The sequence below is a fragment of the Candidatus Anstonellales archaeon genome, assembly GCA_038869735.1.
Classification (GTDB): domain Archaea; phylum Micrarchaeota; class Micrarchaeia; order Anstonellales; family CG1-02-47-40; genus JAWCQO01.
This window is the reverse complement of the sequence record JAWCQO010000002.1, coordinates 1-26,452: the sequence shown is the minus strand read 5'-3', so window position 1 is coordinate 26,452 and position 26,452 is coordinate 1. Positions and strand designations below refer to the sequence as shown.

General features: G+C 40.2%; 30 protein-coding genes. 16 read left to right on the top strand and 14 right to left on the bottom strand.

Features of this window, described 5'->3' with window-relative positions; genetic code table 11:
* Positions 1 to 202: 202 nt before the first annotated feature.
* The 4 genes from radA to QXF67_01020 form a co-directional block, all read right to left on the bottom strand.
* Positions 203 to 1,222: a DNA repair and recombination protein RadA gene (gene radA / locus QXF67_01035; GenBank protein ID MEM3060102.1), complete on the bottom strand. Its 1,020-nt coding sequence runs from the start codon at positions 1,220 to 1,222 to the stop codon at positions 203 to 205.
* A gap of 26 nt (positions 1,223 to 1,248) precedes the next feature.
* Positions 1,249 to 1,602: a DUF736 family protein gene (locus QXF67_01030; GenBank protein MEM3060101.1), complete on the bottom strand. Its 354-nt coding sequence runs from the start codon at positions 1,600 to 1,602 to the stop codon at positions 1,249 to 1,251.
* A gap of 63 nt (positions 1,603 to 1,665) precedes the next feature.
* Positions 1,666 to 2,670 carry a hypothetical protein gene (locus QXF67_01025; protein MEM3060100.1) on the bottom strand — a complete coding sequence of 335 codons (1,005 nt, stop codon included), beginning with the start codon at positions 2,668 to 2,670 and terminating at the stop codon, positions 1,666 to 1,668.
* A 195-nt stretch (positions 2,671 to 2,865) separates the two neighbouring features.
* Positions 2,866 to 3,333, bottom strand: coding sequence for a hypothetical protein (locus tag QXF67_01020; protein ID MEM3060099.1), 468 nt, complete (start codon positions 3,331 to 3,333; stop codon positions 2,866 to 2,868).
* A gap of 66 nt (positions 3,334 to 3,399) precedes the next feature.
* On the opposite strand from QXF67_01020, the gene QXF67_01015 reads away from it, so the two are divergent.
* From QXF67_01015 to QXF67_00960, 12 genes are all read left to right on the top strand, one after another.
* Positions 3,400 to 4,614: an AAA family ATPase gene (locus tag QXF67_01015; GenBank protein MEM3060098.1), complete on the top strand. Its 1,215-nt coding sequence runs from the start codon at positions 3,400 to 3,402 to the stop codon at positions 4,612 to 4,614.
* Positions 4,615 to 5,020: 406 nt separating this feature from the next.
* The gene (locus QXF67_01010) at positions 5,021 to 7,300 is read left to right on the top strand and encodes a hypothetical protein (protein MEM3060097.1); all 2,280 of its coding nucleotides are present in this window, start codon (positions 5,021 to 5,023) and stop codon (positions 7,298 to 7,300) included.
* Between the two features lie 67 nt (positions 7,301 to 7,367).
* The gene (locus QXF67_01005) at positions 7,368 to 7,784 is read left to right on the top strand and encodes a 40S ribosomal protein S19 (GenBank protein ID MEM3060096.1); all 417 of its coding nucleotides are present in this window, start codon (positions 7,368 to 7,370) and stop codon (positions 7,782 to 7,784) included.
* Positions 7,785 to 7,813: 29 nt separating this feature from the next.
* Positions 7,814 to 8,122 (top strand): DNA-binding protein, encoded by a 309-nt coding sequence (locus tag QXF67_01000; protein ID MEM3060095.1) that lies wholly within the window; start codon positions 7,814 to 7,816, stop codon positions 8,120 to 8,122.
* 15 nt (positions 8,123 to 8,137) lie between these two features.
* Positions 8,138 to 8,299 carry a 50S ribosomal protein L39e gene (locus QXF67_00995; protein ID MEM3060094.1) on the top strand — a complete coding sequence of 54 codons (162 nt, stop codon included), beginning with the start codon at positions 8,138 to 8,140 and terminating at the stop codon, positions 8,297 to 8,299.
* A 6-nt stretch (positions 8,300 to 8,305) separates the two neighbouring features.
* Entirely contained in the window at positions 8,306 to 8,695 is a 390-nt protein-coding gene (locus QXF67_00990) for a 50S ribosomal protein L31e (protein ID MEM3060093.1), read from the top strand.
* Positions 8,696 to 8,713: 18 nt separating this feature from the next.
* Positions 8,714 to 9,409 (top strand): translation initiation factor IF-6, encoded by a 696-nt coding sequence (locus tag QXF67_00985; protein ID MEM3060092.1) that lies wholly within the window; start codon positions 8,714 to 8,716, stop codon positions 9,407 to 9,409.
* 56 nt (positions 9,410 to 9,465) lie between these two features.
* Positions 9,466 to 9,795, top strand: a complete 330-nt coding sequence (gene metG, locus QXF67_00980) for a methionine--tRNA ligase subunit beta (protein ID MEM3060091.1) — start codon at positions 9,466 to 9,468, stop codon at positions 9,793 to 9,795.
* A 23-nt stretch (positions 9,796 to 9,818) separates the two neighbouring features.
* Positions 9,819 to 9,995 carry a 50S ribosomal protein L18Ae gene (gene rpl18a / locus QXF67_00975; protein MEM3060090.1) on the top strand — a complete coding sequence of 59 codons (177 nt, stop codon included), beginning with the start codon at positions 9,819 to 9,821 and terminating at the stop codon, positions 9,993 to 9,995.
* Between the two features lie 26 nt (positions 9,996 to 10,021).
* Entirely contained in the window at positions 10,022 to 10,474 is a 453-nt protein-coding gene (gene pfdA, locus QXF67_00970; protein ID MEM3060089.1) for a prefoldin subunit alpha, read from the top strand.
* Positions 10,452 to 11,567 (top strand): signal recognition particle-docking protein FtsY, encoded by a 1,116-nt coding sequence (ftsY, locus tag QXF67_00965; GenBank protein MEM3060088.1) that lies wholly within the window; start codon positions 10,452 to 10,454, stop codon positions 11,565 to 11,567. The genes pfdA and ftsY overlap by 23 nt, the downstream gene beginning before the upstream one ends.
* Before the next feature lie 90 nt (positions 11,568 to 11,657).
* A complete protein-coding gene (locus QXF67_00960; protein MEM3060087.1) occupies positions 11,658 to 12,263 on the top strand; it encodes a hypothetical protein in 606 nt (201 codons plus the stop codon).
* Between the two features lie 163 nt (positions 12,264 to 12,426).
* Here the strand turns inward: QXF67_00960 and cysS are convergent, their stop codons facing one another.
* The 4 genes from cysS to QXF67_00940 form a co-directional block, all read right to left on the bottom strand.
* Positions 12,427 to 13,872, bottom strand: a complete 1,446-nt coding sequence (gene cysS, locus QXF67_00955; protein MEM3060086.1) for a cysteine--tRNA ligase — start codon at positions 13,870 to 13,872, stop codon at positions 12,427 to 12,429.
* The gene (gene prs / locus QXF67_00950) at positions 13,873 to 14,715 is read right to left on the bottom strand and encodes a ribose-phosphate diphosphokinase (protein ID MEM3060085.1); all 843 of its coding nucleotides are present in this window, start codon (positions 14,713 to 14,715) and stop codon (positions 13,873 to 13,875) included.
* Positions 14,716 to 14,780: 65 nt separating this feature from the next.
* Positions 14,781 to 15,527, bottom strand: a complete 747-nt coding sequence (locus QXF67_00945) for a hypothetical protein (protein MEM3060084.1) — start codon at positions 15,525 to 15,527, stop codon at positions 14,781 to 14,783.
* A 46-nt stretch (positions 15,528 to 15,573) separates the two neighbouring features.
* Positions 15,574 to 16,890: a DHH family phosphoesterase gene (locus tag QXF67_00940; GenBank protein ID MEM3060083.1), complete on the bottom strand. Its 1,317-nt coding sequence runs from the start codon at positions 16,888 to 16,890 to the stop codon at positions 15,574 to 15,576.
* Between the two features lie 54 nt (positions 16,891 to 16,944).
* Here QXF67_00940 and QXF67_00935 point away from each other — a divergent pair, with 54 nt between their 5' ends.
* Complete coding sequence (locus QXF67_00935) at positions 16,945 to 17,160, top strand: hypothetical protein (GenBank protein MEM3060082.1); 216 nt, start codon at positions 16,945 to 16,947, stop codon at positions 17,158 to 17,160.
* 21 nt (positions 17,161 to 17,181) lie between these two features.
* On the top strand, positions 17,182 to 17,364 hold the full coding sequence (locus QXF67_00930) for a hypothetical protein (protein MEM3060081.1): 183 nt from the start codon (positions 17,182 to 17,184) through the stop codon (positions 17,362 to 17,364).
* A 224-nt stretch (positions 17,365 to 17,588) separates the two neighbouring features.
* On the opposite strand, the gene QXF67_00925 is transcribed toward QXF67_00930, so the two are convergent.
* Both QXF67_00925 and QXF67_00920 read right to left on the bottom strand, forming a co-directional pair.
* Entirely contained in the window at positions 17,589 to 17,846 is a 258-nt protein-coding gene (locus QXF67_00925) for a hypothetical protein (protein ID MEM3060080.1), read from the bottom strand.
* Positions 17,836 to 20,172 carry a hypothetical protein gene (locus QXF67_00920; protein MEM3060079.1) on the bottom strand — a complete coding sequence of 779 codons (2,337 nt, stop codon included), beginning with the start codon at positions 20,170 to 20,172 and terminating at the stop codon, positions 17,836 to 17,838. Before QXF67_00920 ends, QXF67_00925 begins: the two co-directional genes overlap by 11 nt.
* 56 nt (positions 20,173 to 20,228) lie before the next feature.
* Here QXF67_00920 and QXF67_00915 point away from each other — a divergent pair, with 56 nt between their 5' ends.
* Both QXF67_00915 and QXF67_00910 read left to right on the top strand, forming a co-directional pair.
* Complete coding sequence (locus QXF67_00915; GenBank protein MEM3060078.1) at positions 20,229 to 21,734, top strand: phospholipid carrier-dependent glycosyltransferase; 1,506 nt, start codon at positions 20,229 to 20,231, stop codon at positions 21,732 to 21,734.
* 10 nt (positions 21,735 to 21,744) lie between these two features.
* Positions 21,745 to 23,268, top strand: a complete 1,524-nt coding sequence (locus QXF67_00910) for a glycosyltransferase family 39 protein (protein ID MEM3060077.1) — start codon at positions 21,745 to 21,747, stop codon at positions 23,266 to 23,268.
* Positions 23,269 to 23,297: 29 nt separating this feature from the next.
* Here the strand turns inward: QXF67_00910 and QXF67_00905 are convergent, their stop codons facing one another.
* The 4 genes from QXF67_00905 to QXF67_00890 form a co-directional block, all read right to left on the bottom strand.
* Positions 23,298 to 24,764, bottom strand: coding sequence for a hypothetical protein (locus QXF67_00905; protein MEM3060076.1), 1,467 nt, complete (start codon positions 24,762 to 24,764; stop codon positions 23,298 to 23,300).
* An 11-nt stretch (positions 24,765 to 24,775) separates the two neighbouring features.
* Entirely contained in the window at positions 24,776 to 25,459 is a 684-nt protein-coding gene (locus QXF67_00900; protein ID MEM3060075.1) for a glycosyltransferase, read from the bottom strand.
* A gap of 13 nt (positions 25,460 to 25,472) precedes the next feature.
* Entirely contained in the window at positions 25,473 to 25,823 is a 351-nt protein-coding gene (locus tag QXF67_00895; GenBank protein MEM3060074.1) for a hypothetical protein, read from the bottom strand.
* A gap of 143 nt (positions 25,824 to 25,966) precedes the next feature.
* On the bottom strand, positions 25,967 to 26,311 hold the full coding sequence (locus QXF67_00890) for a hypothetical protein (GenBank protein ID MEM3060073.1): 345 nt from the start codon (positions 26,309 to 26,311) through the stop codon (positions 25,967 to 25,969).
* Positions 26,312 to 26,452: the final 141 nt, after the last annotated feature.

The window sequence follows — 26,452 nt, the reverse complement described above, 5'->3', positions numbered from 1 at the left end:
GGGCGCTAGATTAAGTTGTAAGAGACTTGTACTAATTAAAAAAAGAGTGGGAGGCAGGTGTCAATAAAAATCCGCTCGTTTGTTAAGCTGGCGGTAGCCTGCCTTAGCGTTTAGGTTAAGGTTTTCTGCTCTCCAATCTCCAATATTCGTTTTATGAATGCGCAAAGAAGCGTTGTTGCCAAGGTAGCTTTTCAGATTGGTTTTAGTCACATATTCCTTTTGAACTTACTCTAAAGACGCATTCCCCATCTGGAAGTGAAGGAGAATCTACAAGCCTTGCAATGCGCTTGTCGTCTTTTCCTTTTCGTAGGTATATTCGATACGTTGATGAATGGGCAAGTACGTGCCCGCCTATTGGTGTTGTTGGGTCTCCAAATAGTATGCCAGGATTGTCCATCACTTGGTTTGTTATGTAAACTGCAATGTTAAACTGATCTGCGAGTTTCTGTAGCATGTGAATATGTTTATTTAGTTTCTGCTGGCGTTCTCCAAGTGACCCGCGTCCTATATAGTCTGCGCGGAAGTGCGCTGTCATTGAGTCAACTACCAACAACCTTATGTTATGTTTCTTTATGAGTTCGTCTGCTTTCTCAACGAGGATTATCTGATGATCTGAATTGATGGCTCTTGCAACATGGATGTTTTTTAGGACACTTAACGCATCCATATTTTCTTCCTCTGCCATCTGTTTTATTCTCTCGGGTCTAAAGGTGCTTTCTGTATCTATGAACAAAACGCCTCCCTCAAGACCGCCTTTTTCTCGTGGCTTCTGAACGTTCACCGCAAGTTGGAATCCAAGTTGGGTCTTACCAGAACTAAATCGACCATAGGCTTCAGTGATTGCCTGTGTTTCTACACCGCCACCGAGTAGAGCATCAAGCTCCTTGGAGCCTGTTGATATCCGCCCAACTACTTTTCTTCTGTCAAGTATTTCGTCTGCTCGCTCATAACTCATTTCAAGGCTTTCTTGGGCTGCTGCAATGGCTTTCTTTGCGGTGTCGATTCCGATATCCGCAACTTCGTGAAGTTCATATGGAGAGGAAGTAGCGATTTTTTGCAAGTCAGTATAGCCTGCCTTTCTTAGCTTGAGTGCGGTTGCAGGCCCTATTCCCGGCAAATCCTCTAATGAATGTGCCGAACTTGGCTTGTCGGTTGCTTCCTCAAAACCCGCTTCTTCTGCTTCTTCCATATTCTCAATCTCGTTTATTTCCCCTTTTTTCATATTATTACCTCCGCACGGATATAATATTATTTCGCGTTGGCCTTATCCTCTAGGGGGCACCCCTCAAGCTTCTTGTCTTCAACTGGGAGTTTTGCTATCATCTCAAAGGACTCATTTATGATTTTTTCTAGAGAAGGATTTGTACTTGGTTTGTGGCTTTGTTCCAAAGTGTTTGGAAAGACCAGAAGTTTTAGTCTTCCTATTTTAAGAGTGTAAAAGTCGTTGCCATTTTTTGATACATTCTTCCACATTGCTCCTATGTCCTTGTAAATTGTTCTTCCTGTTTCATCTAAAGACGGTTGGATTATTCTAAAATCTGGCTTTTTTTGAAATTTCTCAGGTGTGTTGCCCATAAAGAATACCTCCAAATCTTTTCTCATTAGAGATAATTGTATAGAAGGCCAAGAGCACATTTATAATTGGGAGCTGGGAGGTGAAGTCCGCTAGTCCTTCTTATTTCCATCTCTATTTTGTTGGAGATTTATTGAAATTTTCTTTCCAATAACGTCATTCTTTTTGATGTCAAGAATTGTTGATGGAGAGACGTCTGGAGGGATTTGGAATAAGCCAAGGAGCAGGCTCCAACCTAATTGAAAAGGGACTTGATATGTTTCTCCAGATATTTTTACTCTGAAAGAGTCTTTTTCCAATGATATGTCTTCAACAACCCCCTCTATACGCCCGGCTTCCTTTCTTTCAAGAAGGATGAGGCGGGAATTTGAATTTACGTGAAGACCCCCGCGCCTAAATTTTACGTTTTCGAGCCTAATGCGGTCACTTGGTTGGAGCTTTGCTACTAGCTGTGGGTCATGCCATACTGAAACATTTACTACTACTGTGCCGTCAGTGATGTCAAATGAACGCATCGCCACTTCTTCGCCTCTTGAGTTCTTATAATAATAGTCGGGGTAGACTTCTGTTATTGATCCCTCAACGCAAATGGCGTTAGTCACGTTCGTATTAAGGTCTGATAGTCTAGTAACTGAAGCGGGCTCTAGCTTTTCTATTCTTCCACTTGCGCTAAGATGCACTTCGCCATCTCTAAAATATGCTCCCACTATCTTAATCTTATCACCAAGCCCTATGGTACCTGAAGTAAGATTTGTTTTTTCATTCCACAAGACAAGGGTAAAAACTCCCTTTTCATCACTGAGCCAAAGTCGTTGACTTTTTGTTTTTGTGCGCGATTCGCTAGTACCTGCAGCTGTGTGTTCGTAGGGAGGGAATATTTTTACAATGGTACCTATTATTGAAAAACGCGATTGTTGATTGTGAAGTGAGGAGGAGTCGACCGTCTCCTCTATAATACAGTTGTTTTCTTTTGCTATTAGGAAGAGTGCGGTATCGCGTGAAATTAAGTGGGAATACTCAGAAAGCTTTTTTTCTATCAATAAATTAAGTTGCTTATCCGTGTAGAGTGCGTGAAGCTTTTCCAAGTAGTCGGACATACGTTTGATTTTACTCTGTGAGTGTTTATATTTATTGGTTATTCCTCGTCTTGATACCACGTGGCTTTGTGGCTTTATGATTTGTTGCTTGGTTGGTTCGTAGCATTAGTTATTCTGCCTTGTCGCAATTATTGCGTAAGTTTATTTGGCTGAGTTGTATTTGGATGGAGGTAACTGGGGATTACCTATCCCGACTTATCTTAATAGGGCTCGCACGGCCCGTTTTATGTTTGTAAAGGAAGTCCTTGCGTTTTGCATGTATAGATATTCCAGAGCCGCCCCTAAGTCTCTATCTTGGTTTTCCGGATTTAAATAAAAGGAGTATTTCCCCCTTTTTCTTGTGAGGATGCCTCGCTTTACAAGTTGGGTTATGTGATACCGTATGGCTTTTTCTTTTGTCTTAGTTTCCCGTCTCAGCTCAGCTACTTTTGAGATTATTTCCTCCGTGGTTGGCTGATGCGATGCCAAATGGAAATAGATTAGAGCTTCTATGATGTCTAGGATAAGGGTACGGGATTCTTTTGGAGAGATAAGCCCTAGTGAAAGCGCGAACCAGCGAATAAGAGATCTCTTTGTAAGTTCTACCTCATGAGGTAGAAGCATATTTCGTATAGTTATTTCTGAAAGGATGTATTGCGATTCTGGGAGAAGGTTTGGGCACATTGAATTCTAAAAAAGTTTTGGAGAAAAAGAATATAAATATTAAGAAGATGCGGCAGAAAAAGGAGTATGTCTTTTTTGGAAAAATATGCGCCAGAAAAACTTGAGGATATTGCAGGGAACCAGGTGGCACTGGAAGAAATCAGACGCTGGGTGCTGTTGTGGATGAAAGGAGAAGCTCAAAAACCACTTCTCATATGGGGACCTAGCGGAAGTGGCAAAAGCGCGATAGTAAAGGCTCTTGCAAAGGAATTTGAATTTGAAGTGGTTGAGCTTGAAGCAGACAATATAAGGAGGATGGGGAAAGAAGACAGAATTTTGGATGCCCTGGGGATGTGCGGAGGATTGTTTGGAAGAAGAAGGTTGATATTGATGGAAGATGTGGATGCTGTTTTTGGTGAAGATGAAGAGTTCTTAGATATTGCTAGGAAAATAGTTATAAGCGCGCAACAGCCGATAATTCTCACTGCTGAGGATGCATATGAAAGGAAGCTTAGTAACATCCGAAACGAATGCGTCAAAGTTCAGCTAAAAAAGATAAATTCTAATGCGATTTTTAGGGTTCTTGAAAGAATTTCTAGGATGGAGAACATAGAAATTGAAAGAGAGCATATTCAGAGACTCGCAAATCTTGCAGATGGTGATTTGAGGGGTGCGATAAACGACCTCGAAGCAAAAAATTTTTCTTCTGAGAGGAACCGCAGACGGAATATATTTGATTCGGTCAGAGAGATATTCCGGGCAAGGAGTTACGAAGAGGGAAGAAAAAAAGTATTTGAGTGTGAAGAAACACGCGATATGTTGAAATTGTGGGTTGATGAGAACATACCTATTGAGTATAAGACTATTGATGGCGTTGCGTCAGCGTTCAATGTGTTATCTCGCGCAGATGTTTTTGACGGGAGAGTCTTGTTAAGACAGTATTGGGGTTATTTGAGATATTCCGCTGACCTTCTTGGAGCTGGAATCTCGCTTCTAAATCCTGAAAAGGGGAGTGGTTTTCTAGTATATGCATTTCCAACTTATCTTAAAAAAATGTCTGAAACGAAAGCAAGAAGGGAAATAAAGAAGCGAATTTTGGATAAAATTCGAAGGAAAGTTCATGGCTCAAGGAAGAAATCTAGTGCTTATTTTGAGCTTGTAAAGGTGCAACTTTCTAAAGACCCGCCTTCGGTTTCTGACTTCTATGGTTTTGAGTATGATGAGGTTGCTTTTCTTCTTGGAAAAAGTGAAGCTGAAGCAAAAAAGCTTTTTAATAAAACGAAACAGGGACAGGAAGGTTAAGTGTGAAGAAAGTACAATAAGTGAACAGGTACTGGTCCTGGTCTTTGTTGTGGCTTAGATGCGTTAGAGATAAAATGACTCTTTTTGAGTAAGAGCACTGTACTTATTTTAGCATACTTATTTGTTGATGTCTTGTGTTGGGTTTTGTTGGTTGGTCTTAAGGATTATGTTAGTAGTTTGTTATTTAGAGTATATGGGCGTGTTCGGGTTTTTAGGTGGTTTGGGTTGAGTTTTTTTGATTAATGTAATTAGAATTAGGGGGAGGATTAGGGGAGGCACTAATTTTGTAAAAAGAGGTAAAACAGCAACGTTTCTTAAGCGGAAGCTTGATAGTTGGTTATTTTTGACCCCAGATACTCATCTTTATATAGATTAAAATATTTTAAAAGCTCTAGAGAGAGGAGTTATGGGCATCCGTAAGTTCATAGAGTCACTCAGGAAGGAGCTTGAAGAAGCTGAACCTCCATCAGGTGAAGAGGACATAGCCCGTGCGATAGGAGAGGAGGGAGAGAATAAGGACAAAAAAGATAGTACGGCCGGGTTAGAGGATGCTGTCACTGCAAAAGCTTCTAGTAAGATAAAAAATGAAGTACCTAAAGAAGGAACATACACACAGTCATCGGAGATAAGTGAAGCAGTAGAGGATACAAAACTTATATCAAGTGAGGAGAAGTACGCTACTGAAGTTGAGAAGCAGGAGGAGTTTGAGGGGGAAAAACTCCCAAGCGGGGAGAAAGTATCGTGGGTACGGCTTGGAATAGAGATAGATAAGCTTAAGGCACAAGTAACCGCCTTGCGGGAGATGCGGAGCATATCTGAAGAGAGGTTTTATAAGATAAGTGAGGAGATAGGACAGCTTAAGAACACTATTTTTGAAATCGATAAGAATACCGTAGAGCTGAAGAAAAGAGCAGAAATTGCTGCTTCCCTTGTAGAGGCAGTGCAACCTCAACATCTGTTGAAGGAAATAAAACGACTTGAAGTTGAAATTGAAAAATTATCCGGTGCCCACGAAAAGATTAGCGCATTTCAGGATAAGATAAATGAAGAGTTGAAAGATGTTCGCGCACGGATAGCTGTATTTCGTGGAGCTGATGCGATCCGTGAATTAAATGAAGAGATGCAAAAAGAACTTGCCGAGCTTAAAAAAACAGAAGCATCCATAGAGCAGCATGCAGATAAGGTAGAGTATATTTACGTTATGTTCCAAAAAAAATTCTCCAATTTTGAACCGATGTTTCAGCGCGTATCTGAAATCACATCCGCAGTAAATAAACTTCGCATAGATGGAGAGAAGTTAAAGCTTGACTTTAAGTCTCTTGCAACAAAGGCAGAAGTAACTGAACTTGAAAATTCCTTAAAGATAAGAAGCGAGGCTATAGACAAATTTTTAAGAGAAAGCGAAAAAATGCGTCAAGAATTTGAATTGCTGAAAGAAAACCTCGCCAGGTCCATAGAAGAGGAGATAGCTTACTTGAAGAAATACGTTGAGGATACAAAAAATGAAATTGCAGAGACAAACCGATCTTTTTATGAGGAATCAGAAGCGATTCTCTCAAAGCTGAAGGATTACCATAAGACTGCAGAAGAGGAGAGCGCTAGGCTTGTTGAACGATTTAGAGAAAGTAGTGAGGAGATAAGAGGAGAAATTGGGGAAAGGATAGCAAAAAATGAGCAGGAAATCCAGCAACTCAAGGAGCAGTTAAAAGAGACTCAGACAAATTTTGAGAAGGTAATACGGCGCCTTATTGAGGAGATAAACTCAGAGATAAGCGAATTTGGACGAGAGGTAAAGAGAATTTCTGGGATTGATGAGAGACTTGAAAGAGAGGAGACTATAAGGCGAAGAATCGTTGAGGAGCTGTCTGCAGGTAACTTTGCAAAGCAACAGGACATAGCTGAATTAAGAGAGGGTATTTGGCGAATCTCTGAACAGCTAAGAAAAATTACAGGAGAGGTTGATTTGTCAAAACAATCAACGCAAATAGAGGAAAAGGAGGTTAAAAAACCAAAAAGTACGGCGGCTGGAGAAGCGCAAACTTCACCTGTTTTGATAAAAGAAGTTGAAGACGTCACAATAGATAAGGTAAAAGAAAAGAAAGGCGATATGGAGGCCATCTCTGCAGGCAAAATTGAACCAGATAAAGTTTTTGGAGGAGAGCGCATCGGCTCTGAGTCGGATATTGGAAAGCGCCTTGAAGAGGGCAAAATAGAGAGGGGAGAGGAAAAGATGGATGAACGGCACTTTGATTTAAAAGAAGAGGTTGGAGTAGGAGTAAAAAAAGGTGAATTTAGACAGGTAAAAGAAGAGGAAATAATAAAAGAGGAGGAGATTGAGCGAACGAGTCCAAAAGAGAAACCTCCTCTTGTAGAAGAGGATATAGAAACTGAGACTAAAAAGAGGTATATGCCAATCAAAGAATATCATCCGCCTCCGAGGTTTGACAAAACTGTCCCTAAACAATATCCGAAAATTGAGTCTATTTCAAAAATTGAATCAAAAATTGAAAAAAAGATTGTGGATTCTGCTTCGGTTGAGAAAAAAGAGGAAGAAGAGGTATTTGTGGCACCTAAAACGACACATCCTGAGTCATACACAATAAGAGACACGTGGGGAAAGACATTTATAAAGAAGCTTTTTGGAATATTTGGAAAAGAAAAGAACGAGATGCCACGTTTTTCTTAACCAATCTTTAAAAATACTTGGAGATAAAAAATAAAGTCCTAATAAAGAGGTTAAGTGGGTAGTTAAAATGGTTTTAGTATATGATGTCGAACCTGGAAAGCTGATAATGGAAGCTGCAAAGAGACTTGAAGCAATGGGGCTTCCGCGGCCACATTATCTTGACTTTGTAAAGTCAGGAGCTCATGCCGAAAGAAGGCCGAGTCAGAAAAATTTTTGGTATTTGCGATGTGCTTCCATTATGAGGAAGGCTTATATTGCGCCTGTTGGCGTTAATCGTCTTAGGGTGCATTATGGTGGAAGAAAGAAACGAGGCGTTGCCAGAGAAAGATTTGTAAGGGCAAGTGGCTCAATTATAAGGAGAGCGTTTCTTGCCCTTGAGAAGGTAGGATTTTTAGAAAAGACAAAGTCTGGAAGAAGGATTACGCCTGCAGGACAGAAATTTTTGGATGGAATAGCAAGAGATATTTTGAATGGGAGTAAATAGGAAAGGAAAGAAGAGGGTGCCTCATTTTTATGGTGGAGAGCCTTGAAAGCATTCGAGAAAGAAAAATTAGAAAACGGCTAGAAGAAATGCAGAAGAGGCAGGAGGCTGAAGCACAGCTCAGGGCAGTTTTGAGGATGATTTTAACTGATGAGGCATATGAGCGGATAATGAATGTTAGGATATCTAACCCTGAACTTTTCGCAAGGTTCTCGGCTGCTCTTGCTCAAGCTGCATCGTCCGGAAGAATCAGACAGAAAATCTCAGATGCACAACTAAAGGATATGCTTTCTCAATTCACAGAAAAGAGAGAGACAAGAATAGAGTTTATAAAAAAGTGAATGGATGAGGGGACTATGTCAAAAAAGACACCATATAAAAAATCACGACTTGCTCATGCGATGAAGACAAATAGGAGGATTCCTGTTTTTGTCGTAGCAAAAACAAAGAGGCGGATTATTCAAAATAAAGAGAGGAGGCACTGGAGAAGAAAAAAGTTGAATATAAAGGAAAAGTGAGTAATTATGGTTGAAAAAGTTGAGCGTGTTTATACTATAAATTTTGGAGGAATTTACGACTATCCAAGGAGAGTACGGGCAAAAAAAGCTATTTCTTATTTGCGGGAATTTGTTGCTCGGCACGCGAAAGCTGATATCGATAGCGTTATGATTTCTCCAGTACTTAACTCCGCTGTTTGGAGAGATGGGATTGAAAAACCGCCAAGGCGGCTAAAGATTAAGGTGGTTAAGGAGGGAGAGCAGACAAATGCGTATCTCTTTGGTGAGGAAGAGATGATTGCTGAGACTAAAAAGAGGAGGGAAAAGAAAAGGAAGGAATCTGATGAAAAAAGGAAAAAGAGGGCAACAAAGAAAGAAGAATCTAAGACTGCTGAAGTAGTAGAGAAGACAAAATAAGTTGCAGTGAGGAGCCATATGCATTTTGCAAAAACGTCATTTTATGGAAACGTGCATATTGGAATATTTGCAGTTGCGACTGACGATTATGTGTTTTGTCCTCCTTCTTCCTCTAAAAAGTTTCTTGCGGCTTTTTCGGGATTTGGAGTTGAGGCGATTCCAGCGACAGCAGCACAATCCGGGCTTCTTGGAATTTATATTTGTGCAAACTCGAATGGGGCAATTTTACCAAAAAGCTCGAGTGAGGAGGAGAGGCGGTTTTTTAAGAATCTTGGTCTTAATGTATATGTCATCTCTGGTAAATGGAATGCTGCTGGAAACAATATATGCGCAAATGACAAGGGAGCAATTTTAAACCAGAATATCACAAACGACGAAATAAAAAAGATAGGTGATTGCCTCGGAGTGCCAACGGAGAGGAGCCAACTTGCAGGCTATGATACGGTAGGGAGTGTTTGTGTAGCTACCAATTGTGGCTTTTTTGCATCAAACGAAATTTCTGAGGAAGAATTTGAGTTCCTTGAGGAAGTGTTTGGTGTACGAGGCGGTGTCGGTACGGTGAATATGGGGGTTGGGCTTGTGAAGATTGGGATGGTTGCAAATTCGAAGGGATGTCTTATGGGAGAAGCAACAAGTGGGTATGAATCAGTAAATATCCAGGAAGCATTAGGAATTGGGAGAGACGAGAGGAAAGCCGTTTTTAATGAGAAGTAGGTGCATTTTGGGAGTTGCTTGGTCTTTAGTGTTGTATGTATAGAGGGTGAGGTAATATGGTTGAAGTGTCTTACGGTGATTTTGCAAAACTTGAACTTGTTGTAGGTCAGATTACAGAGGCAGAAAAAGTCCAAGGCTCTGATAAAATGTTGAAACTGGTTGTTGATATTGGAAAGGAAAAGAGGACGGTTATGGCTGGCATAGCAAAGAACCACCATCCTGCTGATTTGATTGGACTAAAGGTAGCTTTTCTTGCAAATATTGCGCCAAGAAAAATTATGGGGGTAGAATCTCGGGGAATGATTCTTGCGGCAAGTGAAGACGGTGAAACAGCTATTTTAATCGTTCCTCAGCGCAATGCAAAAAATGGTGCTAGAATACTTTAAGAAGGAGGGGAAGGGGAGTAAGTATGAGGAAATTTGCAGTGAGTGGAACGCTTGGATTAAAGAGTGGGAGGAGACAATTTAGGATAATCGTTGAGGCAAGAAGTGAAAGGCATGCCATAGATTCAGTGTATGCAAAATTTGGAGCAACCCATAGTTTAAAAAGAAGTCAGATTGAAATAAAAGAGTGTAGAAGTGAATAGAATAGGGTTTATAGGAGTCAGATAAAATGGTTGAAAAGGGAGAACGGCAAGATTCCGTAGATAGTGTGAGACTTGCACAGCAGATTGAAATCTATCGACAGCAGCTTCAGGCTCTCATTCAACAGGCTACTGGTCTTGAGGCAGTAGAAACCGAGATGATGGCTGCAAAGGAAACACTTGAATCAGCTGAAGGTAAAGACGACCTTCTGCTTATTCCTATAGGTGGAGGGGTATTTGTTAGGGGCAAAAGAAAAAAGGGGGATAATGTTCTTTTAAATATAGGCGCTGGACTGGTTGTAGAGAAAACTCAGGAGGAAGCTTTAGAGGCGCTTGAGAGGAGGATAAACGAAAACAAGAGGCTTAAGGAAATTGTAAGAAAGACTATTGAGGAGACGTCAGAAAAGCTTGAGAAGGCGGAAATGGAGTTTAGGCGGGTAGCTGGCGAGATTGGTAAGGATGTTCAACCTCCTCAAAAGTAAGATTTCTAACTTTATAGAGAAAGTTGAAAAAATTGGGGAAGGCGTTCTTGGAAAGCATTCAGCCGTCTCTCCTCGAAGTCCCTCTTCTGAAAAAGTGGGAGAGAAGGAAGTTAATGAATCGCAAGCTCCGTATAAAAGGGAAGGGCGGGAAGGGCAGGAAATCGAGGGTATAAAAAAAGCTGCTTTAGGAAAAGTAAAAAAAGATGTTGAGCTTTCTACCATCAATAAGGTAAAGACTGTTTTTTTTCCAGAAATTGAGCTTTCAGAAAAAGAGGTAGAGGAATTACTTGGCTCTTTTGAGTTATCGCTACTTGAAGCAGACGTTGCATACGAAGTTGCAGATGAGATAGTTAATAGTCTTCGAAAAAAGTTGCTTGGAAGACGAATAAGAAGCGACAGGGTCAAGGAAGAAGTGCGCCAAATATTATTCTCCGTCTTAGAAGAGGCAGCTAGCACTGGATTTGAATTTGATTTGGTTGAGAGAGTTCGTAATACTCCAAAACCAGTAAAAATACTTTTTATTGGTCCGAACGGGTCTGGCAAAACAACTACGATTGCAAAAGTTGCACATATGCTTCTAAAGGAAGGATTTGAGTGTGTGATTTCAGCATCAGATACGTTTAGGGCCGCCGCAATTGAACAGTTAGAAGCCCACGCAAGCAGATTGGGTATTAGATTAATCAAGAGTCCTTACGGTGCAGACCCGGCCTCAGTGGCTTTTGATGCAATAAAATACGCAAAAGCCCAAAAAATTCCTGTCGTATTAATAGATTCTGCCGGAAGACAAGAAACAAACAAAAATCTTCTTGATGAACTTAAGAAAATCGTGCGTGTCACTGCTCCTGATATGAAAATTTATGTTGGAGAAAGCTTTGGTGGAAACGCTGTTTTAGAACAGATAAGAGAGTTTAAAAGTGCAGTTGGAATAGACGGGATTATTCTGACGAAACTTGATTGCGACTCTAAAGGAGGGAATGCCATCTCAATTGCTCGAGCTACTTCGGTTCCGGTTATTTATTTTGGGACTGGACAGAATTACGATGATTTAAGTCCTTTTGACCCTACGTGGATAGTAAAAAACGTAGTTGGATGAAAACCCTGCAACGTAAAAGATGGGTTTATAAATTTTTCAAGAAAAGTAAAATTAGCGACCAGTAGGCAGGCGTGTGCCTGAAGGGTTTTAATGTCTGCATCTAGCAGGAGAACACACAAAAAGAGAGACAATTTTGTTAAAGAGGAGACCGTTAGGATTAGACCTGACTTTAGGTCAGTAAGCCTTCTTTTGGAATCGCAAGCCATCTATGAGGACCAGTTGAAGGAAATGAAAGCTATATCCGAAATTGCAAAGTTAGATGCTCAGCTCCGCCAGCAGATGAAAGGGGAAGGACAGGTTGTTAATATAGTTGATCTTTCGGAGATATCGCAAACAATGAAGGAGGCAGCATTATTGGGGGAGAGAACAGAAATCAAACAAAGCTTTCTGGCTTATTTGAAGCAGACTGTTACTGCAATGATTAATTGGGTTCTCTCACTCCTAAGAAAACGGGATGGAATAAAACTGACAAAGAGAGGAAAGGAAGCACTTCGGCAACTTAAAGAGCTTGCGTCCTTGCTCTCTATAGGTGATGTATCTCGCGATGAAATTAGCTTTGAAATTGCGTTTGGAAAAGCCTATTATGACATAATGTCGGCCTCATATTACGCAGCGAAGTATAATCTAAAAGAAGATCGGAGATATGTTGATGGTTATATGAGGGCGATAGAGAGTTTTGTTGAAAGTGTTACTTGAAAAGTAATAGGAGGGAGTAGAGGGAATCATGTTTATCTTTGAGGTCTTATTTTTGAATTCTTATTTTTGAATTTGTAGAGTGGGTTTTATAGATTTAGAATTTTATATGTTGTTAGCGAACTGGATTTTTACTTTATAGGCTTTGTGCGTTTGTTTTTGGACGTTAGCATATTTTATAGGTTGTTTTATCTCCACTATCTTCAAGGATTACTCCCACTTTTGCAAGCTCTGCCCTGATTTTATCTGAAAGCTCAAAATTCTTTTTCTTTCTTGCAGAATTCCGCATTTCGATAAGCTGATTTATGCATGCCTCCGCTGTGTTAGGGGGCTGTTTGATTCCGTAAGAGATTAGTATTTTTTGGATTGGAGCAAGGGGGAGGGATTTTTGAGGCGGCATGAGAGCAAAGAGCTTTAGGATAGACTCTATTTTGTTGGCTGCAAGGGATAGTGAGGGCGCAGATGGATTGTCAGAAGAAATATGGGTGTTGGTAAGGGAAACTAATCTGAAGAGAGCAGCCAGCGCACTTGGAGTATCAAAATCGTCATCCATTCTATCTTCAAAGAGTTTATAGGTTTTGGATATTTTGAGTTCGAGTTCGTTATCTGGTACGTTGGAAGCTGAGAGAGCCGTTTCTCTTGCACTTTTGAGAGTGTTGTATATGCTTGTAAGAGCATTCTGAGCGCTTATGACTGATTTCTCTGAAAAGTCTATTGGACTTCGGTAGTGTGTCTGTATAAAAAACATGCGAATGGCGTGTGGAGTGAATTTTTTTAGCGCATCCCTAACAGTAATGAAATTACCAAGGGACTTTGACATTTTCTCTCCATTTACGGTTAGAAATCCGACATGCATCCAATATTGTACAAATTTTTTTCCATTTGCGCATTCTGACTGTGCTATCTCGTTTTCGTGGTGGGGGAAGATTAAGTCTTGCGCTCCACCATGAATGTCAAATGTTTCTCCGTGGTATTTTAGGGACATTGCAGAGCATTCTATGTGCCATCCTGGTCTCCCCCGTCCAAAAGGAGATGGAAAACCAAGTTCATCTTCACTTGTGATTTTCCATAAAGCAAAGTCTGCTGGATTCTTTTTCGTCTCTCCAACTTCAACTCTTGCCCCAGCCTTTATTTTTGAAAGCTTCTGGTGGGAGAGTTTGCCATATGCTTTGAATTTCTCAACTGAGAAATAGACGCCGGTTTGCGTTTTATACGCAAACCCCTTTTCGATAAGCCGCTGGACCAACGAGATTATTTCATTAATGTTTTCGCTAACGCGAGGATATGCGTCAGCTTTGAGAATGCCTAGCGAGTTGAGGTCTTCTCTTGATAGTATATCAAATCGGTTGGATAGCGCAAGTGGGTCTTCACCAGTTTCTTTTGCCCGATTTATTATTTTATCATCGATGTCGGTTACGTTTTGAACGTAGCTCACTTTGTAGCCCTTGTAGATTAGATATCTTCTTATGACATCAAACGAAACAAAGGTTCTTGCGTGGCCGAGGTGAGTATAGTCGTAAGTAGTGATGCCACAAACGTACATTGAAACTTGTCCTTCTTTTATAGGTTTGAATTCCTCTTTGCTTCTGGTGAAGGTGTTGTATATTCTCATCTATATAAGACCCCTAAGCTTGTCCATAAAGTTTATTTTTGAATAGGGGGATAGTATTGTATTTGATACAACAATTTCCTCTGCCCCAGCACTGAGTATTTTATTAGCTGAATCTCCAAGAAATAATCCATGAGTTGCTCCGCAATATATTTTCCTTGCTCCCTTCTTCTTGCAGATATCAACCGCTCGGGCCATTGTACCTCCGCCAGCAATCATATCATCTATGATTATTACGTCTCTGTCTTCCATTTTTGCATCGGTTTTCATTATACTTACCTTTCGTTCTGCAAGTTCTGATTGCTCATAGCCTTTTCTTTTTTTCTCCATAGAAAGGCCTCCGCGCTCTACGACCATATAGGAAGCGCCTTTGTCAGGAGAGATTATAACTGGATTTGTACACTCAGAGTAGAGGTAGGATATAAGTTCGTCGCTAAGACTTAGATTGCGTATTTTTAGGTTCCCATACCTATAAGTTCCTTTCATTTTTAGAAAGTGCGCATCGAACGTCACAAGCTCCTTACATCCAGATTCAGATATTATGTTGCAGATTGACTCTGAGCTTTTTGACTCTCCCTCCAAGACCATTTTGTCCTGGCGAGCATAGGGAAGGTATGGGATTACAGCTGTTATTTTATCTGTGGCTCTCTTTAGAGTTTTAAGCAGGAGGAAAAGCTGGATGAGTGAGGAATCCTGCGAAGGATAAGCGCGATGGAATAACGTTACTTGGTTTCCCTCTGCATCCTTTAAAGAAGGGACTCGAAGATAGTTTTCACCGTCTGGGAATTTCTTTATTTCTATGTTTGGGACGCCGAGATCTGAGCAATTTGGACTAAATAGTATCATCCAACCCCCCCTGAAATAATTTGCATCTTAGTTATTATAAAGTGTTATTCTGCTTTTTCAATTTTTTAAAGCGTGCGCACTTCAACATAAAAAACAAAGAGAGATATCACGAACAGTGGCAAGGCAAAGAATACTACAAGAAGTAACCCAAAAAATGGGACTAGAGACACTATTGAGGTAATCGAGATATTGATTAGGATTACCAATCCGTATCTGAGAGGATACTTTCCTACATATTTTATTGAACGCTTTAATGAGTTTATTGTGTTAGTGCCATCCATTATATTGGACGGCAAGGCTAGAGAAAAGATGAAGGAGGCGCCAACTCCAAAGACAAGGAAAGCCAAGAACAAAAAGAATGAAATTAGTTTGTTTGCTGATAAAAAATATACGATGAGAGGCGGAATGAGAAAGAGGATAATTACAAAAAGCTGGACAACCTCTATTAGGAAAGCTGGAAGGGCCTTTCTTGAGGAGTATTCTAAAAATCCAAGAACTGAAGCTGAGCCTCCTCTGCTTGCAATATTGCACATCTGAAAATACCCACACTTAAGGGCGGAAAGCACGTAAAAAAGAGCAACTAAGACGGAGGATGCGGCCAGTGTAAGAACAATTGTAAATATAAGTGAAGGGACTTCAAATGCAGCCATAATAAGAAAAAATATCAGGACAATGCTAATTGCCGCTCCATTTGACACGGCTACGGAGATAAGGTAAGTTAGCGTAGCCCAAACAAGTGCCGGCATGTTTTTTATGTAAAGCGAGAAGGAAGTCTTTACTATTCCAAGCGCGTTTAGAGACATCTGCGTCACTCTATGTTGCTGTCTTTTTTGCTATTTGATTATAAATTTGAGTTTGTTATAAATTTGAATTTAATTTTAGTAGGAAATCATTTAACTTTTCTTTTGGTATCTGAGCACCAGCTGCAACCTTGTGCCCTCCGCCAGCTCCGCCAACAGCAACTGAAGACAGCTTAAGAATTAGCCCCAGATTTAGACCTTTGGTTACAAGGGCATTATTAGCACGTGCTGAAACCTTTATGCCCCCTATATCATCAGTGGCTATTGCAAAAATAGGTTTTTTGGAGTTTGGAGGAAGAACCATTCCTGCCACAACGCCAATTATTCCATCGTCTATCACTCCCCTTGCATCTAAAAAGAGAAACTTTCCAAAATCTTGTAGGTGGGAAGATGCAAAAGAGAGGCCTTCTCTGAGTTTTTTTCTGTGCTTTGCAAGTAGCAGAGAGGCTTCTTGATATGCGTTTTTATCACCCATACATACACCTATACCTATTTCTGGTTTATTGTGTCTCCCGCAGGCGTTTAGAAGTGTTGAAAAGTCGCTTGCATCATATAGCTCAGTTTTTATATCCTGTTTTGGGAAGGTATAGACCTCACCGATTATCTGCTTTGCGATATCCTCATTTCCTCCTTGAGCTAAAAAGAGTATGAGTGAGTCAACAAACTTTTTTTGCTCCTCAGTGCTCAAATCATAATAGCTCTTGTTTCTTTTGTCCTCGCTCCAAAATCCATTTTTTTCGAGGAATTCCACACATGCCCGAGGATTTGCGCTTAAGTGAGGGAGGGGAGGGTCATCTGCAAACTCAAGCATCTGAGCAAGCGGGCGTGAGCCTCTTCCATATAGTCGGAGGTCTATTTTTATCTGGACCTCTCCTGTTTTCATTCCTTCTTCAAGGAGAAACCTATTAAGACCCGAGAGCGGATATTGCATGTCTCCTATTGCCCCTACTACTGCGAGATCCGGCCTTATTCCAAAAACAAGATACGCAACCCCTGATGAGCTTATTTCGGTTCCTCCATCAAAGCCAAAAAGGTGTGGATTTGCTTGAAGTAGTTTTGTGCCATCAGTTTGGTGGTGGTCAAGAATTACGCCTTCTTCTATCTTGTCTATCTCTTGTGATGCGCCTCCAAGGTCGACGAAGATGACTTCTCCATCTTTCTCCGAGTGCCTTATTGCTGATTCGATTGTTTTTGTGTCAAGCTTCCTTACGGTTATAATATTATATTTTTTTTTCATTTTGGTTAGAGCTATTGCTGTTATTGCTCCGCTTGCGATTCCGTCGCAATCAAAGTGGTTTATTATGAGTGGATTTTTATAACTCAAAACTCGCTCTCTTATTTCCTTACATCTTCTAAGAAATTCTGACTTCGACATGAAACATATCTTGCAGATGAGATGTATTTAAATATGGAACGGCACAAATAACTTATGGCTTTCAAACAAAAAAGCTTTTATTCTGAGTCCCTGAGCGGACTTAACATAGATTTAAAGTCTGTGCCCGTAAAGACCGAGAGGGAAAAGTTAGAGGTTATTTACGAGATGAGGAGGGAGCTTACCTTGCTTGCAGATATTGTTGAAAAAAGATTTCCTGACTCGATGCTTGCAAAGGCAATAAAAAAAATCGATATGGAGAACACATACTAATAAATAAAAGAGGGATGTGCTTTGCCAGCAACCGAAAAGCCGTTTACGCTTCAAATATCTCCAAAACCGGGCCAGGACCCTATAGTGACGATGATTGTTGGCAATGATTTTACTACCGTAGTCCTTTCCGACAGCGACGGGAATATAATTGAGAAATGGAATGTTAGTGGAAAGAAGGTTGTTGTTGAACGGGCCAAGCTCTAGACTTTTTGTGCTAAACTAAAGAGAGTGGGAGGTACATATTTTGTTTTGACCTGTTTTGGCGCTGAGTTAGCCAGTAAATTAGTAAAACGACAAAGTATGGGAAAAACTCATGGTAGAATAGATGGCTTGTAGAAAAGTGAGGTGGGATTAAAAGGAGGCTAGATGCAAAAGTGGGGCTTGGGAAGTTCAGATTAGGTTGGAGGTTTTATTTGATTGACAGATGGTTACTGGCTTGGGGGCTTTAGAGAGATCCATTTGTTGTCAACGAAGCGCCAAAGTGTGTCGGTGGATGAATCATAGACAAGATTTAGGCGTGAGCAATATTCCTTCGGCTTGTCTATGTCTATGAACAGGATAGTTCTTGTCCAAGGAATCTCGTTTTGAAATGGATTTCTTCGTATTATATAGGTTCTCTTTTCTTTTTCTTTTATTTTTCTGCACCATTCTTTAATGCGTTCCAAGTCTTCTTTTTTAATTATCAACTTCTCCCTCTTCCTCTTCGTTTAATTCTTTTGAGGTTAGCTTGCCTTTTGCGTTTAGCTTTCCTAAAAGAAAGTCGCTTAAAAGGCCATGAAACTGTCTTTCCCATTCGGGCTGTAAGTCGGCAAAATCGACGCTTCCATTTTCACGCTCTTTTTCTTTTAGCAGAATGTTGAGAGCTGAAACACACTCCAGTACAAAGTCAAGCTCAGTTATGTTCTTGTTTTTTAGTTCTAAAGATTTATCGTAAATATCTGAGTAAATTTTGGCGTACAGGAATGAGAGCATGATGTAGTCTTCCGGTTGCAGGATGTGCTCTTGCGCAACTCGTTTCATAACCGGAGGGATGAATTCGATATCCAGATTTTTTTCCATTTTTCCAAGATCAAGTCCTCGCAGCGAAGGCGATGAGGCCTCTTTGTTTTTGAGAAAGAGACACTTAAGCTGAGATGAATCTATACTTGGTCCCTGAATGAACGTAAAGACTTTCACGAAAGTTTTTTGTTCCGCGTCTGTCTCGAAGCTGTTGTCAAGCACACGATAAAACCGGTCTTTTCTACCAAAGCGAAGCTTTTTTAGGAATGAATAGCGATCTGTTGAAAACATGGATGCGCCAGGGATTCCAAATACCATCTCAAGACGATCCTGAATCTCTGATAGTGACCTTGCATGGAGGTTATAGAGGAGGAAGACTCCGGGTTGCGTGTTTAGAAGGTTGATTACTCCTTGAAGTGCAAGGCGCGAGCGCACTTCATTTATTATTAAACACGCCTCCCCCATCCTCAGGCTTGCGTTTGCCATCGTTACTAAGTCAAGCTCGGCTGATTTAGGCTGTAGAGTCAATCCCTCTTTGTCTGAGGATTGAACACGCATGGCACCTATATGAAAGCCACGCTTTCTGTAAGCTCTCACTGGTATTTCTTCTATGTCTTGGATAGGGAGTATTCTTTTTTTTGTGCCTATGGCAAGTATTTTTGAAGCAGTAAAGGCGGTTTTTCCTACAGCTTTTATTCCGAGCACTGCTTCTGAGCAACCAAGAGAAACCATCACGTGATCGTAGCCCGTAAAGAATGGAGTAAATGACTTATAGTAGAAGTATTGAGGGTATGTAAACGGAGTTGGTTTTGAGAGCCTGAATGCAGCTTGGAGGTCGCCGAATGTGGCTGGGGGACGTTGGAGATGGCATCTGAGATTAAGTCTTCGCACGACCACATCTAAAACTGGGTTGCTGGAATCGAATTTTCTGCTTTCCTTGGTAAGCGAGACAATGTTTCTAAATGCTGATTCGAGCATTTCAGTATTGTATCTCCACAGAGTGTGGCACAGGCCAAACTTTGCGTGCTCTATATAAATTGGGGAGTTCTGAGAGTCTATATAAATATCTGTTATATTTTCGCAGTCCAGAGACATGTTCTCAATTGGAGAGCCCAGTCCAACGACCCATGAGGCTGCCTCACGTCCCATTGCGTATGCTTGCTTGCTTGAGAGTTCTATTGACTTTGAGGATGCAGTTAAAAGAAAGTAATCTGAATATTCGCGTGATTTAGTTTCATAGATGGTATCCCAAACGATCTGTTGGTCCTTTATCGCTGCCAGCTCCTCCGCTATTTTTGATTTCATCAGTTCAGTTAGTTCTGGTTTTAGGTTTTCTATGAGAGGGTTTTCAATAACATAAAGATGGGCTTCTCTCCCTGTTTCATATATCTGTACGGTTAAACCTTCCCCTATTTCGTATCTTGCCTCTTCTATTTGTAGTGGCTTTGCGTATGGAGGGACGGATAGTTGTAGGAGTGGGACATATCGCAAACTTCTGAGTCCGCCAAAGGATAGAATTACACTCTGTGCATCGCCAGCCTCCCTACAAAGTAGATAAAATTTATTGGACCGCATTGCCTTTATAATTCCATTTAGCCAAGCAAAAAACGTTCTATACCCTTCAACGAAAAGAGACCTTGTGGGCTGCGGCTCTTTGTAGTCATCAAGAGTCTGGAGAGCAAGAACTGGGTTCATGAACATTTGCTCATAAAAATCGGAAAGTAATTTCCTTCTTGCTGCTACGCGGTCGTCCTGTGGATGGCCATAAATCTCCTTCTTTAAACGCAGTGAGTCCACTTGTCGGATTATTTTCACATAATCAATCAGTATCTTCGTTTGTTGTGGAGAAAACTCAACAACTAACTCTTCCTCAAATCTCAGTTGCTTTGGTTCAAAATCAAGTGTTGAAAGAGTATGGAACATGTCATTTATGAAGCTGGGAGAGAATAGTTCGTAGGGAATACTTACGCAGTCAAATATTAGCACATCTCCATCGCGGCGTATATTTACCATATTAAAGCAGATAGATGAAGACAGAGTTTTTATAATTGATGCTTCAATTTTACCTTATGGTATCTGAACTAAAAAAACATGTTGCTTTGCTTTTGATTGTTTTTCTTTTATCCCGTGCAACTTTTGTTGCGTATAACAGGCCGCTTATTAAGGATGAGGCACTTTATGCAAGAATGGTGGATGAATTCTTGGAAAAGCCAAGGATCATACCAACATATTTTGGACAGGAAGTAGCTTGGAGACCAGTAGTTCCTTTTCTGTTGTCTGCACCCTTTGTAGTCGCTTCAAAGGCGATTATTGGGCTGCTTGATGTTGAAATTGACCTTGGCTTGCCGTATCGCTTGTCGTCTCTATTTTTTGGAGCGTGTTCTGTTGTGCTCATTTATCTGATGTTTAGAAGGGAATTTTCAGCGGATTTTGCACTATGCACATCGTTGATGTTCATGCTTTCTTTTTCTTCTCTTTATGCCGATACGAGTGCGCTTGTAGATTCGGTTTTGTTGTTTTTTGTGCTCTCATCACTTGCCTGTTATTTTCATGGTAAGTCAGATCCGCGATTCTATATTTTGGGGGGGATTTTATCTGCATTTGCATATTGGACAAAAACTGTTGTTGCCTTTATTATTCCCATAGTTGCCGTTGCATATGCCTTTGAGCGGAAGGGAGAGTTGCGTAAGTTTGAGTTTCTTATTTCGCTTTTTTTTCTTCCGCTTTCTTTATTTGTTTATGATGCTCTTTTTGAAGAGAGAGAAGCCATAATTGGCGAGTATTTGTATAACATCCCGAGCAAGATTTTTGGATCGTGGTGGAGCACTGGTGGGATAGATTTTGAGATTTTCAAGAGGTTTGTAGGTGGACTGGGGGAATTTATTATAAATTCAAACGTTCTTGTTGTTTCATCTATTATTGGATTGTGTAAGTTTTGGAAAAGGAGAATATGGCTAGCGACATGGATGTCGCTACTTCCTCTGGTTTTTTTTGTTGGTGTTGGGTATTTCTGGTACCCTCTGCCCCTGATGCCAGCCGTTTGCGCTTTTTCTTCTTCTCTTATTTTTAATAGGCTTGGTGGAAAGTTTGATAGGTTTTCGTTATTGATTATTCTAACTTCAATGGCCGTTTTGATGATATCCTCTCTGATGGTGCTTACAAGTGGATTTGTAGATGAATACGCTGCTGAAAGAGAAGCGGGTTTATTTCTTGCTGGAAAAGAAAAGGTATTGGTAATTGGAAACTATGTGCCTACTGTTGTTGCTTATAAAATGATGGCAGATGGATTACCTAAACCTTGTATAGTGTACATTTACAACAGTAGTTACCGTGAAGAGCCGTATATATGGAAAAGCAACATATATGGCTTTGATAATAAGACAAATTATACATACAATTTTCATGTATATAGGGCTTTTTGGGATGAAAGGAATATGAAAATACCTTGTGGATATTCTGAATTCGACTGGGTTCTGACTGCAGAAAAACCTGATTGGATCGAAGTTGAAGGATATGAGCTGGTCAACAGGTTTGGTCAGAATCTAAGTGTGTACAAAAAGAAAAGCGCAAAATAGGGATTGGTGTATGCTTGATGGTGAGTTAAGAATTCTTATAGCGTATCTGTTGTTTCTTTTAGTTTTATCGGTTTTGCCGTTGTTTGATAGTAGAACTTATTGTTTTGGATTTGAAAGCGACGAAGCGGAACACCTATTAACTGCAAGAGAGATATCTAATGGAAAGGTTCTTTACGATACGATTCTTGCACATAAACTACCTGTTCTTTATCTTGCACTTGTTCCGATTGTTAAAACCTGCGGCTCTGGTATTTTGTGCACCCGTATGTTTTCAGTAGCAATCAATTTTCTTATTGCAATTATCGTATTTTTAACTTGCAAAAAATATCTTAGCGGATTTGCAAAGTACATTCCAGCCATTATTTATCTTGTTTATTCGTATGCTTCGATGAACATATTTTTCAGGGCAGAGTTTATTGCATCGCTATTATGGGCGTTTGCATTTTATTTTCTTGTCTCTTTGCAGAAGACAAATTTTAAGAGAAATCTTGCTTTAACCGGATTTTTTTTGATAGCATCTTCGTTTACAAAACCAACGGCTGCTTTTGGACTTTCTCTCCCGGTTCTTTATCTGCTTTGGCACGAGAGAAGAAAAAGGGAGTTTATCTTTTTCTTTGGGTTGGGGATGGCATTTGCAGCTGTGGTTTTTGGAGGCTTCTTTTTATTTGGAACTAAGTGGACAGGGTATCTAACGGCAGGGCATGACCTTGGTTTTGACGCTTATTTCCGCATGCTATTATCTGAGAGGCATATACAGGATGTGATAATTAGTATAGGGTTTTGTTTTGTTTTATTTTTTCCAATGATTATAGGGTTGGCTAACAAAAATCTAATAAAAAGTCGTTTTGGTGCGTTATCATTCCTGTTTTTTCTTAGTGTTTTATTTATTATTCTCTTAAAACTTTATTCTGTCTGGATATATCCTCTGGTTATGTATAGCCTTATCCTTCCTTTTTCTTTTTTAATTGGAATTGTGAGTGATTCTTTTAGAGGTATAAGGAGATTAAAAGGGGTCCTGCTTATCCTATTAGCAATAATGATTTTTGCAGTTGCCTTTTCAGTTATTCTTGCTTGGTCTTCTTATAGTGATTATGTGGGTAAAAAACTTGCCTTATCTACATCTGGCTGTTCAGGGATAGGCGCGATTGTTGAGCGCATACGATGGGTGATGAAGGAGGAATCGAAATTTTTTGTTTTTCCAACTGGGGCAGAGTATTATTTAATGCTGAATAAATCTCCGCTGGTGCGAGCACTTTACTATTACATTCAAATTCCATCTCCGTACTATCCATCTGGACCAACTCTGATAGATAGTTGGTATTCGAAAGAAGTTTTTGGGCCCGTTATGAAGGCCAAGCCGGATATTGTTGTTTTAGTTAATGAAAGTTTTGACCATACCCGAAACTTAGATATGGAGGATTTGGAAAAGGAATTTCCTTCCTTTGCACAGTTTAGGAAATTTCTTGGCGAAAACTACATAAATGAAAGCGTTTATGGCAGTTCGTGGGTTGTCTGGATTTATAAGAAGAAGTAGAAGCTGGCTGATTGGTTGAGGAATTAAGCTTAATTGCGCTTGTAGAGAAGAAGCTTGCTGCTTCCAAGATGACTTAATCTTTCTGGAGAGAATTCTTTAGAGTAAAGAAGAGTATAGTTGTTTTTTAAATGCTCCATTACAGATTGCGGTACCTCTGAGACACCGTATAAGTCTTGACCTATGATGATATACTCAAATGGAGATTCGCTCATCCTCTTGGAATATTCTGCCTCTATCGTGTAGTTTATTTTTGTGTAGCTGAATAAATAGATAAAGTAAGGATACCTTATTTTTGGAGTAGAATTCAAGTAAAGATATGGCGAAATATCGTATGAGAACACAGCTATATCTTTCCCCGAAATATTTTTGCTGAAGTTTGAGTAGAGCTCCTTGTAAGCCAAGGTTCGCTCTTTACTGTATGCGTCGTTATCATAGAGATATGAGACTTTTAAGTTGTTGTCTATGAACGGGTTGAGATATATGTTTAGTAGGTACATAATTACTAAGACCTGAATTGTTGGATGCAGTATTTTGAAGTTCTTGTAAGTAAGAGGGATAAGCAGGCTCAAAAATGGAAAATAGAATATACTGTAGTGGGATGTCAACGTTGGAGTGACATTAAGAGATGGGATATAGGATAGGGTTAGAGAAAAGGCGCATGCGACAGCATTTCTTTCATTTTGTCTTATAAATGGAAGAAAAAAAGTTAGAAAAATAAGCAGGTAAGGTAAATTCGCAAACTTGATGTAGAATGCAGGTGCAAATACAGAGATAACCTCCATAAAGGCAGCCAGGCTTTGTGAAGTTAGAAGATAGAATGAGAAGATTAGATGGGGGATAATGGCTGATAGAAAAAAGATGGTTAGTGTGTGAGGCGAGGTTCCATAAAGGCTTTTTTCTTTCTGATTGGCCTTTGAGACCTCAAGAAGAAGCCATAAAACAAATGGTAGTGAAAAAACACTTAGGAAGTTTGTAAGTATGCATAGAGAAAAGAGGAAGCCTGAGGCTACTAGATACAAAGAAGATTGTCTTTTTTTGTATTCTAAAATCAATGTAGCTGCGCTGATTATTAGGAGATTTACGAGAGTTTCAGATATCGCAAACGGGATCGATGTTGGAATTGACATTAAAAGAAGATATGAAATTTCTGTAATGCGTGGATTTAGGGATGGAAAAAGCTCTTTAGATATTTTTCTAAGAAGTATCGCGCTGATAATGACAAAAAAATAGAAGACGACACGGTAATAAACCTCACTTAACCCAAAGAGACCCCACAACGCTGCATAAACGAGATAAAGGAAGGGTCCTTTATTATCAAAAAGATCTTTGTAGAGGACTTGCCCTTGCGTAATCCCCCTTCCGATGAAGATGAATACGGACTCATCATGTGAAAAAGGAAGTGTAAAGAATGGCAACCATAGAAGAGTAAATAAGAGGTAAAGCGCAATGATATAATGTGAACGGATGATTTTGATAAGGAAATGTGGTTCTAGCATCTGAAAACAGCTCAGATAAGGGACCTTAAGAAGTATAGGATGTGTCTTGGTCCAAACTTGGATCTGCCGGATGCCCTCTTTAGGAATCTCTTATATGGAACTAGACCTATTTCCGTGCCCTTGGGGGCATATTTTATAAATTCAAATAAGACTTTATAACCTTCAAGTTGGAATTTTGAGCGTAGGATTATAGAACGAGCGAGGGTGGTTTGCATCCCAAAGAAACCGCTTGTAAGATCTGGCACAGTTGGTTTTCCTGCTAGTGTAAGACGCAGTGATGCAATTTGGTGAGCAATCGTTGATATCGCACGGCGCGGAAAAGAGAGTGAATTTCGCTTTCCGACTCTATATGCTATTGTAAGATCAGCGCCTGATTCAAGACAGAAAGCAATATCGGGGATTGTGCTTGGGGGGTGCTGAAAGTCTGCGTCCATGACTATAAAATAAGGGGTTTTTGTGTGGAGAATTGCGTCTATAACTGACGCTGTAAGGCCATGAATCTTCTTTTTGCTCCTGTCAAGGAAAGTAATGTTTTTTGATCTGAAAGATAGAACCTCGTTTTTTGTGTTGTCTGTTGAACCGTCATCTGCAACCATAATATTAGTATTTGGGTAGATGCTCAATATTTCCTTTATTAGTGGTTTTATGTTTTTCTCCTCGTTTAATGTTGGGATTATAACTGTTAGTTTTTTCAACAACCCACCTGGTTTAGCATGTTATAGGGCCATTAAGACCAAGCATTATGCCAAGTACTGCTGGGACAATAATAACTATTAAAATGCCGACTAGTGCTCCGGTCAGCATTGAGGTTGCCCAAACATTTGCTCTTGCTCTTGTTTCTGCTCCCATAAGCTGACCGCCTGCGTAGACTGCTGCTGCCGAGGTTATCATGAGCATGGCTGTCAGTGGTACTAAGTCTCTTATAAAGACGCAGAGATCACTCAGGGCTGACCTTAATTGGTCTTGCTGTTGAGCAAACAACAGCGAAGAGATAAATAACAGTATAGTTAAGACTAGCCTGGCCCTTGGTTCAGATAGTTTGTAGCGCTCTGTTTCCATAGATATCTAAAGATAGTTTTTAGTGTAGAAGAGTTTAAAAAAGAATAAAGTAGGAAATAGCCGGTCCGCTGCCGCTGCTTTAGCAAAAAAGAAAAATTAAAGGTGGGCGCACCCATCCTACCTAGAAGGCAATCCTTCCTAACTTAACAAGCACCACTGATTCCTGCGTACATTGTGTTAAGTATTGCTGGAGCAACAACCACAATTACTATTCCTATAAGGGCTCCGGTCAGCATTGAGGTTGCCCAAACATTTGCTCTTGCTCTTGTTTCTGCTCCCATAAGCTGACCGCCTGCGTAGACTGCTCCTGCACCGACAAGCATGAGCATTGAGATTACTGGGATGAGATTTTTTATAAAGGAACAAAGCTGAGAGATTCCTGTCCTTATTGCTAGTGTCCCTGCTTGGGAGTATAGCACTCCAACAAGAAGCAGAAGCGCAAAGGCGAGTATTTGGAACTTTTTATCAGTTATTCCTCTTAAATTCATGTCGTATCACACTCCTAACATGCTATACTGCTGCCGCCATACATTGTGTTAAGTATTGCTGGAGCAACAACCACAATTACTATTCCTATAAGGGCTCCGGTCAGCATTGAGGTTGCCCAAACATTTGCTCTTGCTCTTGTT

Bases quoted from the DNA above. Each gene is read 5' to 3' on its own strand.
- radA (MEM3060102.1), bottom strand. From the start codon at position 1,222: ATGAAAAAAGGGGAAATAAACGAGATTGAGAATATGGAAGAAGCAGAA.
- QXF67_01030 (MEM3060101.1), bottom strand. From the start codon at position 1,602: ATGAGAAAAGATTTGGAGGTATTCTTTATGGGCAACACACCTGAGAAA.
- QXF67_01025 (MEM3060100.1), bottom strand. From the start codon at position 2,670: ATGTCCGACTACTTGGAAAAGCTTCACGCACTCTACACGGATAAGCAA.
- QXF67_01020 (MEM3060099.1), bottom strand. From the start codon at position 3,333: ATGTGCCCAAACCTTCTCCCAGAATCGCAATACATCCTTTCAGAAATA.
- QXF67_01015 (MEM3060098.1), top strand. From the start codon at position 3,400: ATGTCTTTTTTGGAAAAATATGCGCCAGAAAAACTTGAGGATATTGCA.
- QXF67_01010 (MEM3060097.1), top strand. From the start codon at position 5,021: ATGGGCATCCGTAAGTTCATAGAGTCACTCAGGAAGGAGCTTGAAGAA.
- QXF67_01005 (MEM3060096.1), top strand. From the start codon at position 7,368: ATGGTTTTAGTATATGATGTCGAACCTGGAAAGCTGATAATGGAAGCT.
- QXF67_01000 (MEM3060095.1), top strand. From the start codon at position 7,814: ATGGTGGAGAGCCTTGAAAGCATTCGAGAAAGAAAAATTAGAAAACGG.
- QXF67_00995 (MEM3060094.1), top strand. From the start codon at position 8,138: ATGTCAAAAAAGACACCATATAAAAAATCACGACTTGCTCATGCGATG.
- QXF67_00990 (MEM3060093.1), top strand. From the start codon at position 8,306: ATGGTTGAAAAAGTTGAGCGTGTTTATACTATAAATTTTGGAGGAATT.
- QXF67_00985 (MEM3060092.1), top strand. From the start codon at position 8,714: ATGCATTTTGCAAAAACGTCATTTTATGGAAACGTGCATATTGGAATA.
- metG (MEM3060091.1), top strand. From the start codon at position 9,466: ATGGTTGAAGTGTCTTACGGTGATTTTGCAAAACTTGAACTTGTTGTA.
- rpl18a (MEM3060090.1), top strand. From the start codon at position 9,819: ATGAGGAAATTTGCAGTGAGTGGAACGCTTGGATTAAAGAGTGGGAGG.
- pfdA (MEM3060089.1), top strand. From the start codon at position 10,022: ATGGTTGAAAAGGGAGAACGGCAAGATTCCGTAGATAGTGTGAGACTT.
- ftsY (MEM3060088.1), top strand. From the start codon at position 10,452: ATGTTCAACCTCCTCAAAAGTAAGATTTCTAACTTTATAGAGAAAGTT.
- QXF67_00960 (MEM3060087.1), top strand. From the start codon at position 11,658: ATGTCTGCATCTAGCAGGAGAACACACAAAAAGAGAGACAATTTTGTT.
- cysS (MEM3060086.1), bottom strand. From the start codon at position 13,872: ATGAGAATATACAACACCTTCACCAGAAGCAAAGAGGAATTCAAACCT.
- prs (MEM3060085.1), bottom strand. From the start codon at position 14,715: ATGATACTATTTAGTCCAAATTGCTCAGATCTCGGCGTCCCAAACATA.
- QXF67_00940 (MEM3060083.1), bottom strand. From the start codon at position 16,890: ATGTCGAAGTCAGAATTTCTTAGAAGATGTAAGGAAATAAGAGAGCGA.
- QXF67_00935 (MEM3060082.1), top strand. From the start codon at position 16,945: ATGGCTTTCAAACAAAAAAGCTTTTATTCTGAGTCCCTGAGCGGACTT.
- QXF67_00920 (MEM3060079.1), bottom strand. From the start codon at position 20,172: ATGGTAAATATACGCCGCGATGGAGATGTGCTAATATTTGACTGCGTA.
- QXF67_00915 (MEM3060078.1), top strand. From the start codon at position 20,229: ATGGTATCTGAACTAAAAAAACATGTTGCTTTGCTTTTGATTGTTTTT.
- QXF67_00910 (MEM3060077.1), top strand. From the start codon at position 21,745: ATGCTTGATGGTGAGTTAAGAATTCTTATAGCGTATCTGTTGTTTCTT.
- QXF67_00905 (MEM3060076.1), bottom strand. From the start codon at position 24,764: ATGCTAGAACCACATTTCCTTATCAAAATCATCCGTTCACATTATATC.
- QXF67_00895 (MEM3060074.1), bottom strand. From the start codon at position 25,823: ATGGAAACAGAGCGCTACAAACTATCTGAACCAAGGGCCAGGCTAGTC.
- QXF67_00890 (MEM3060073.1), bottom strand. From the start codon at position 26,311: ATGAATTTAAGAGGAATAACTGATAAAAAGTTCCAAATACTCGCCTTT.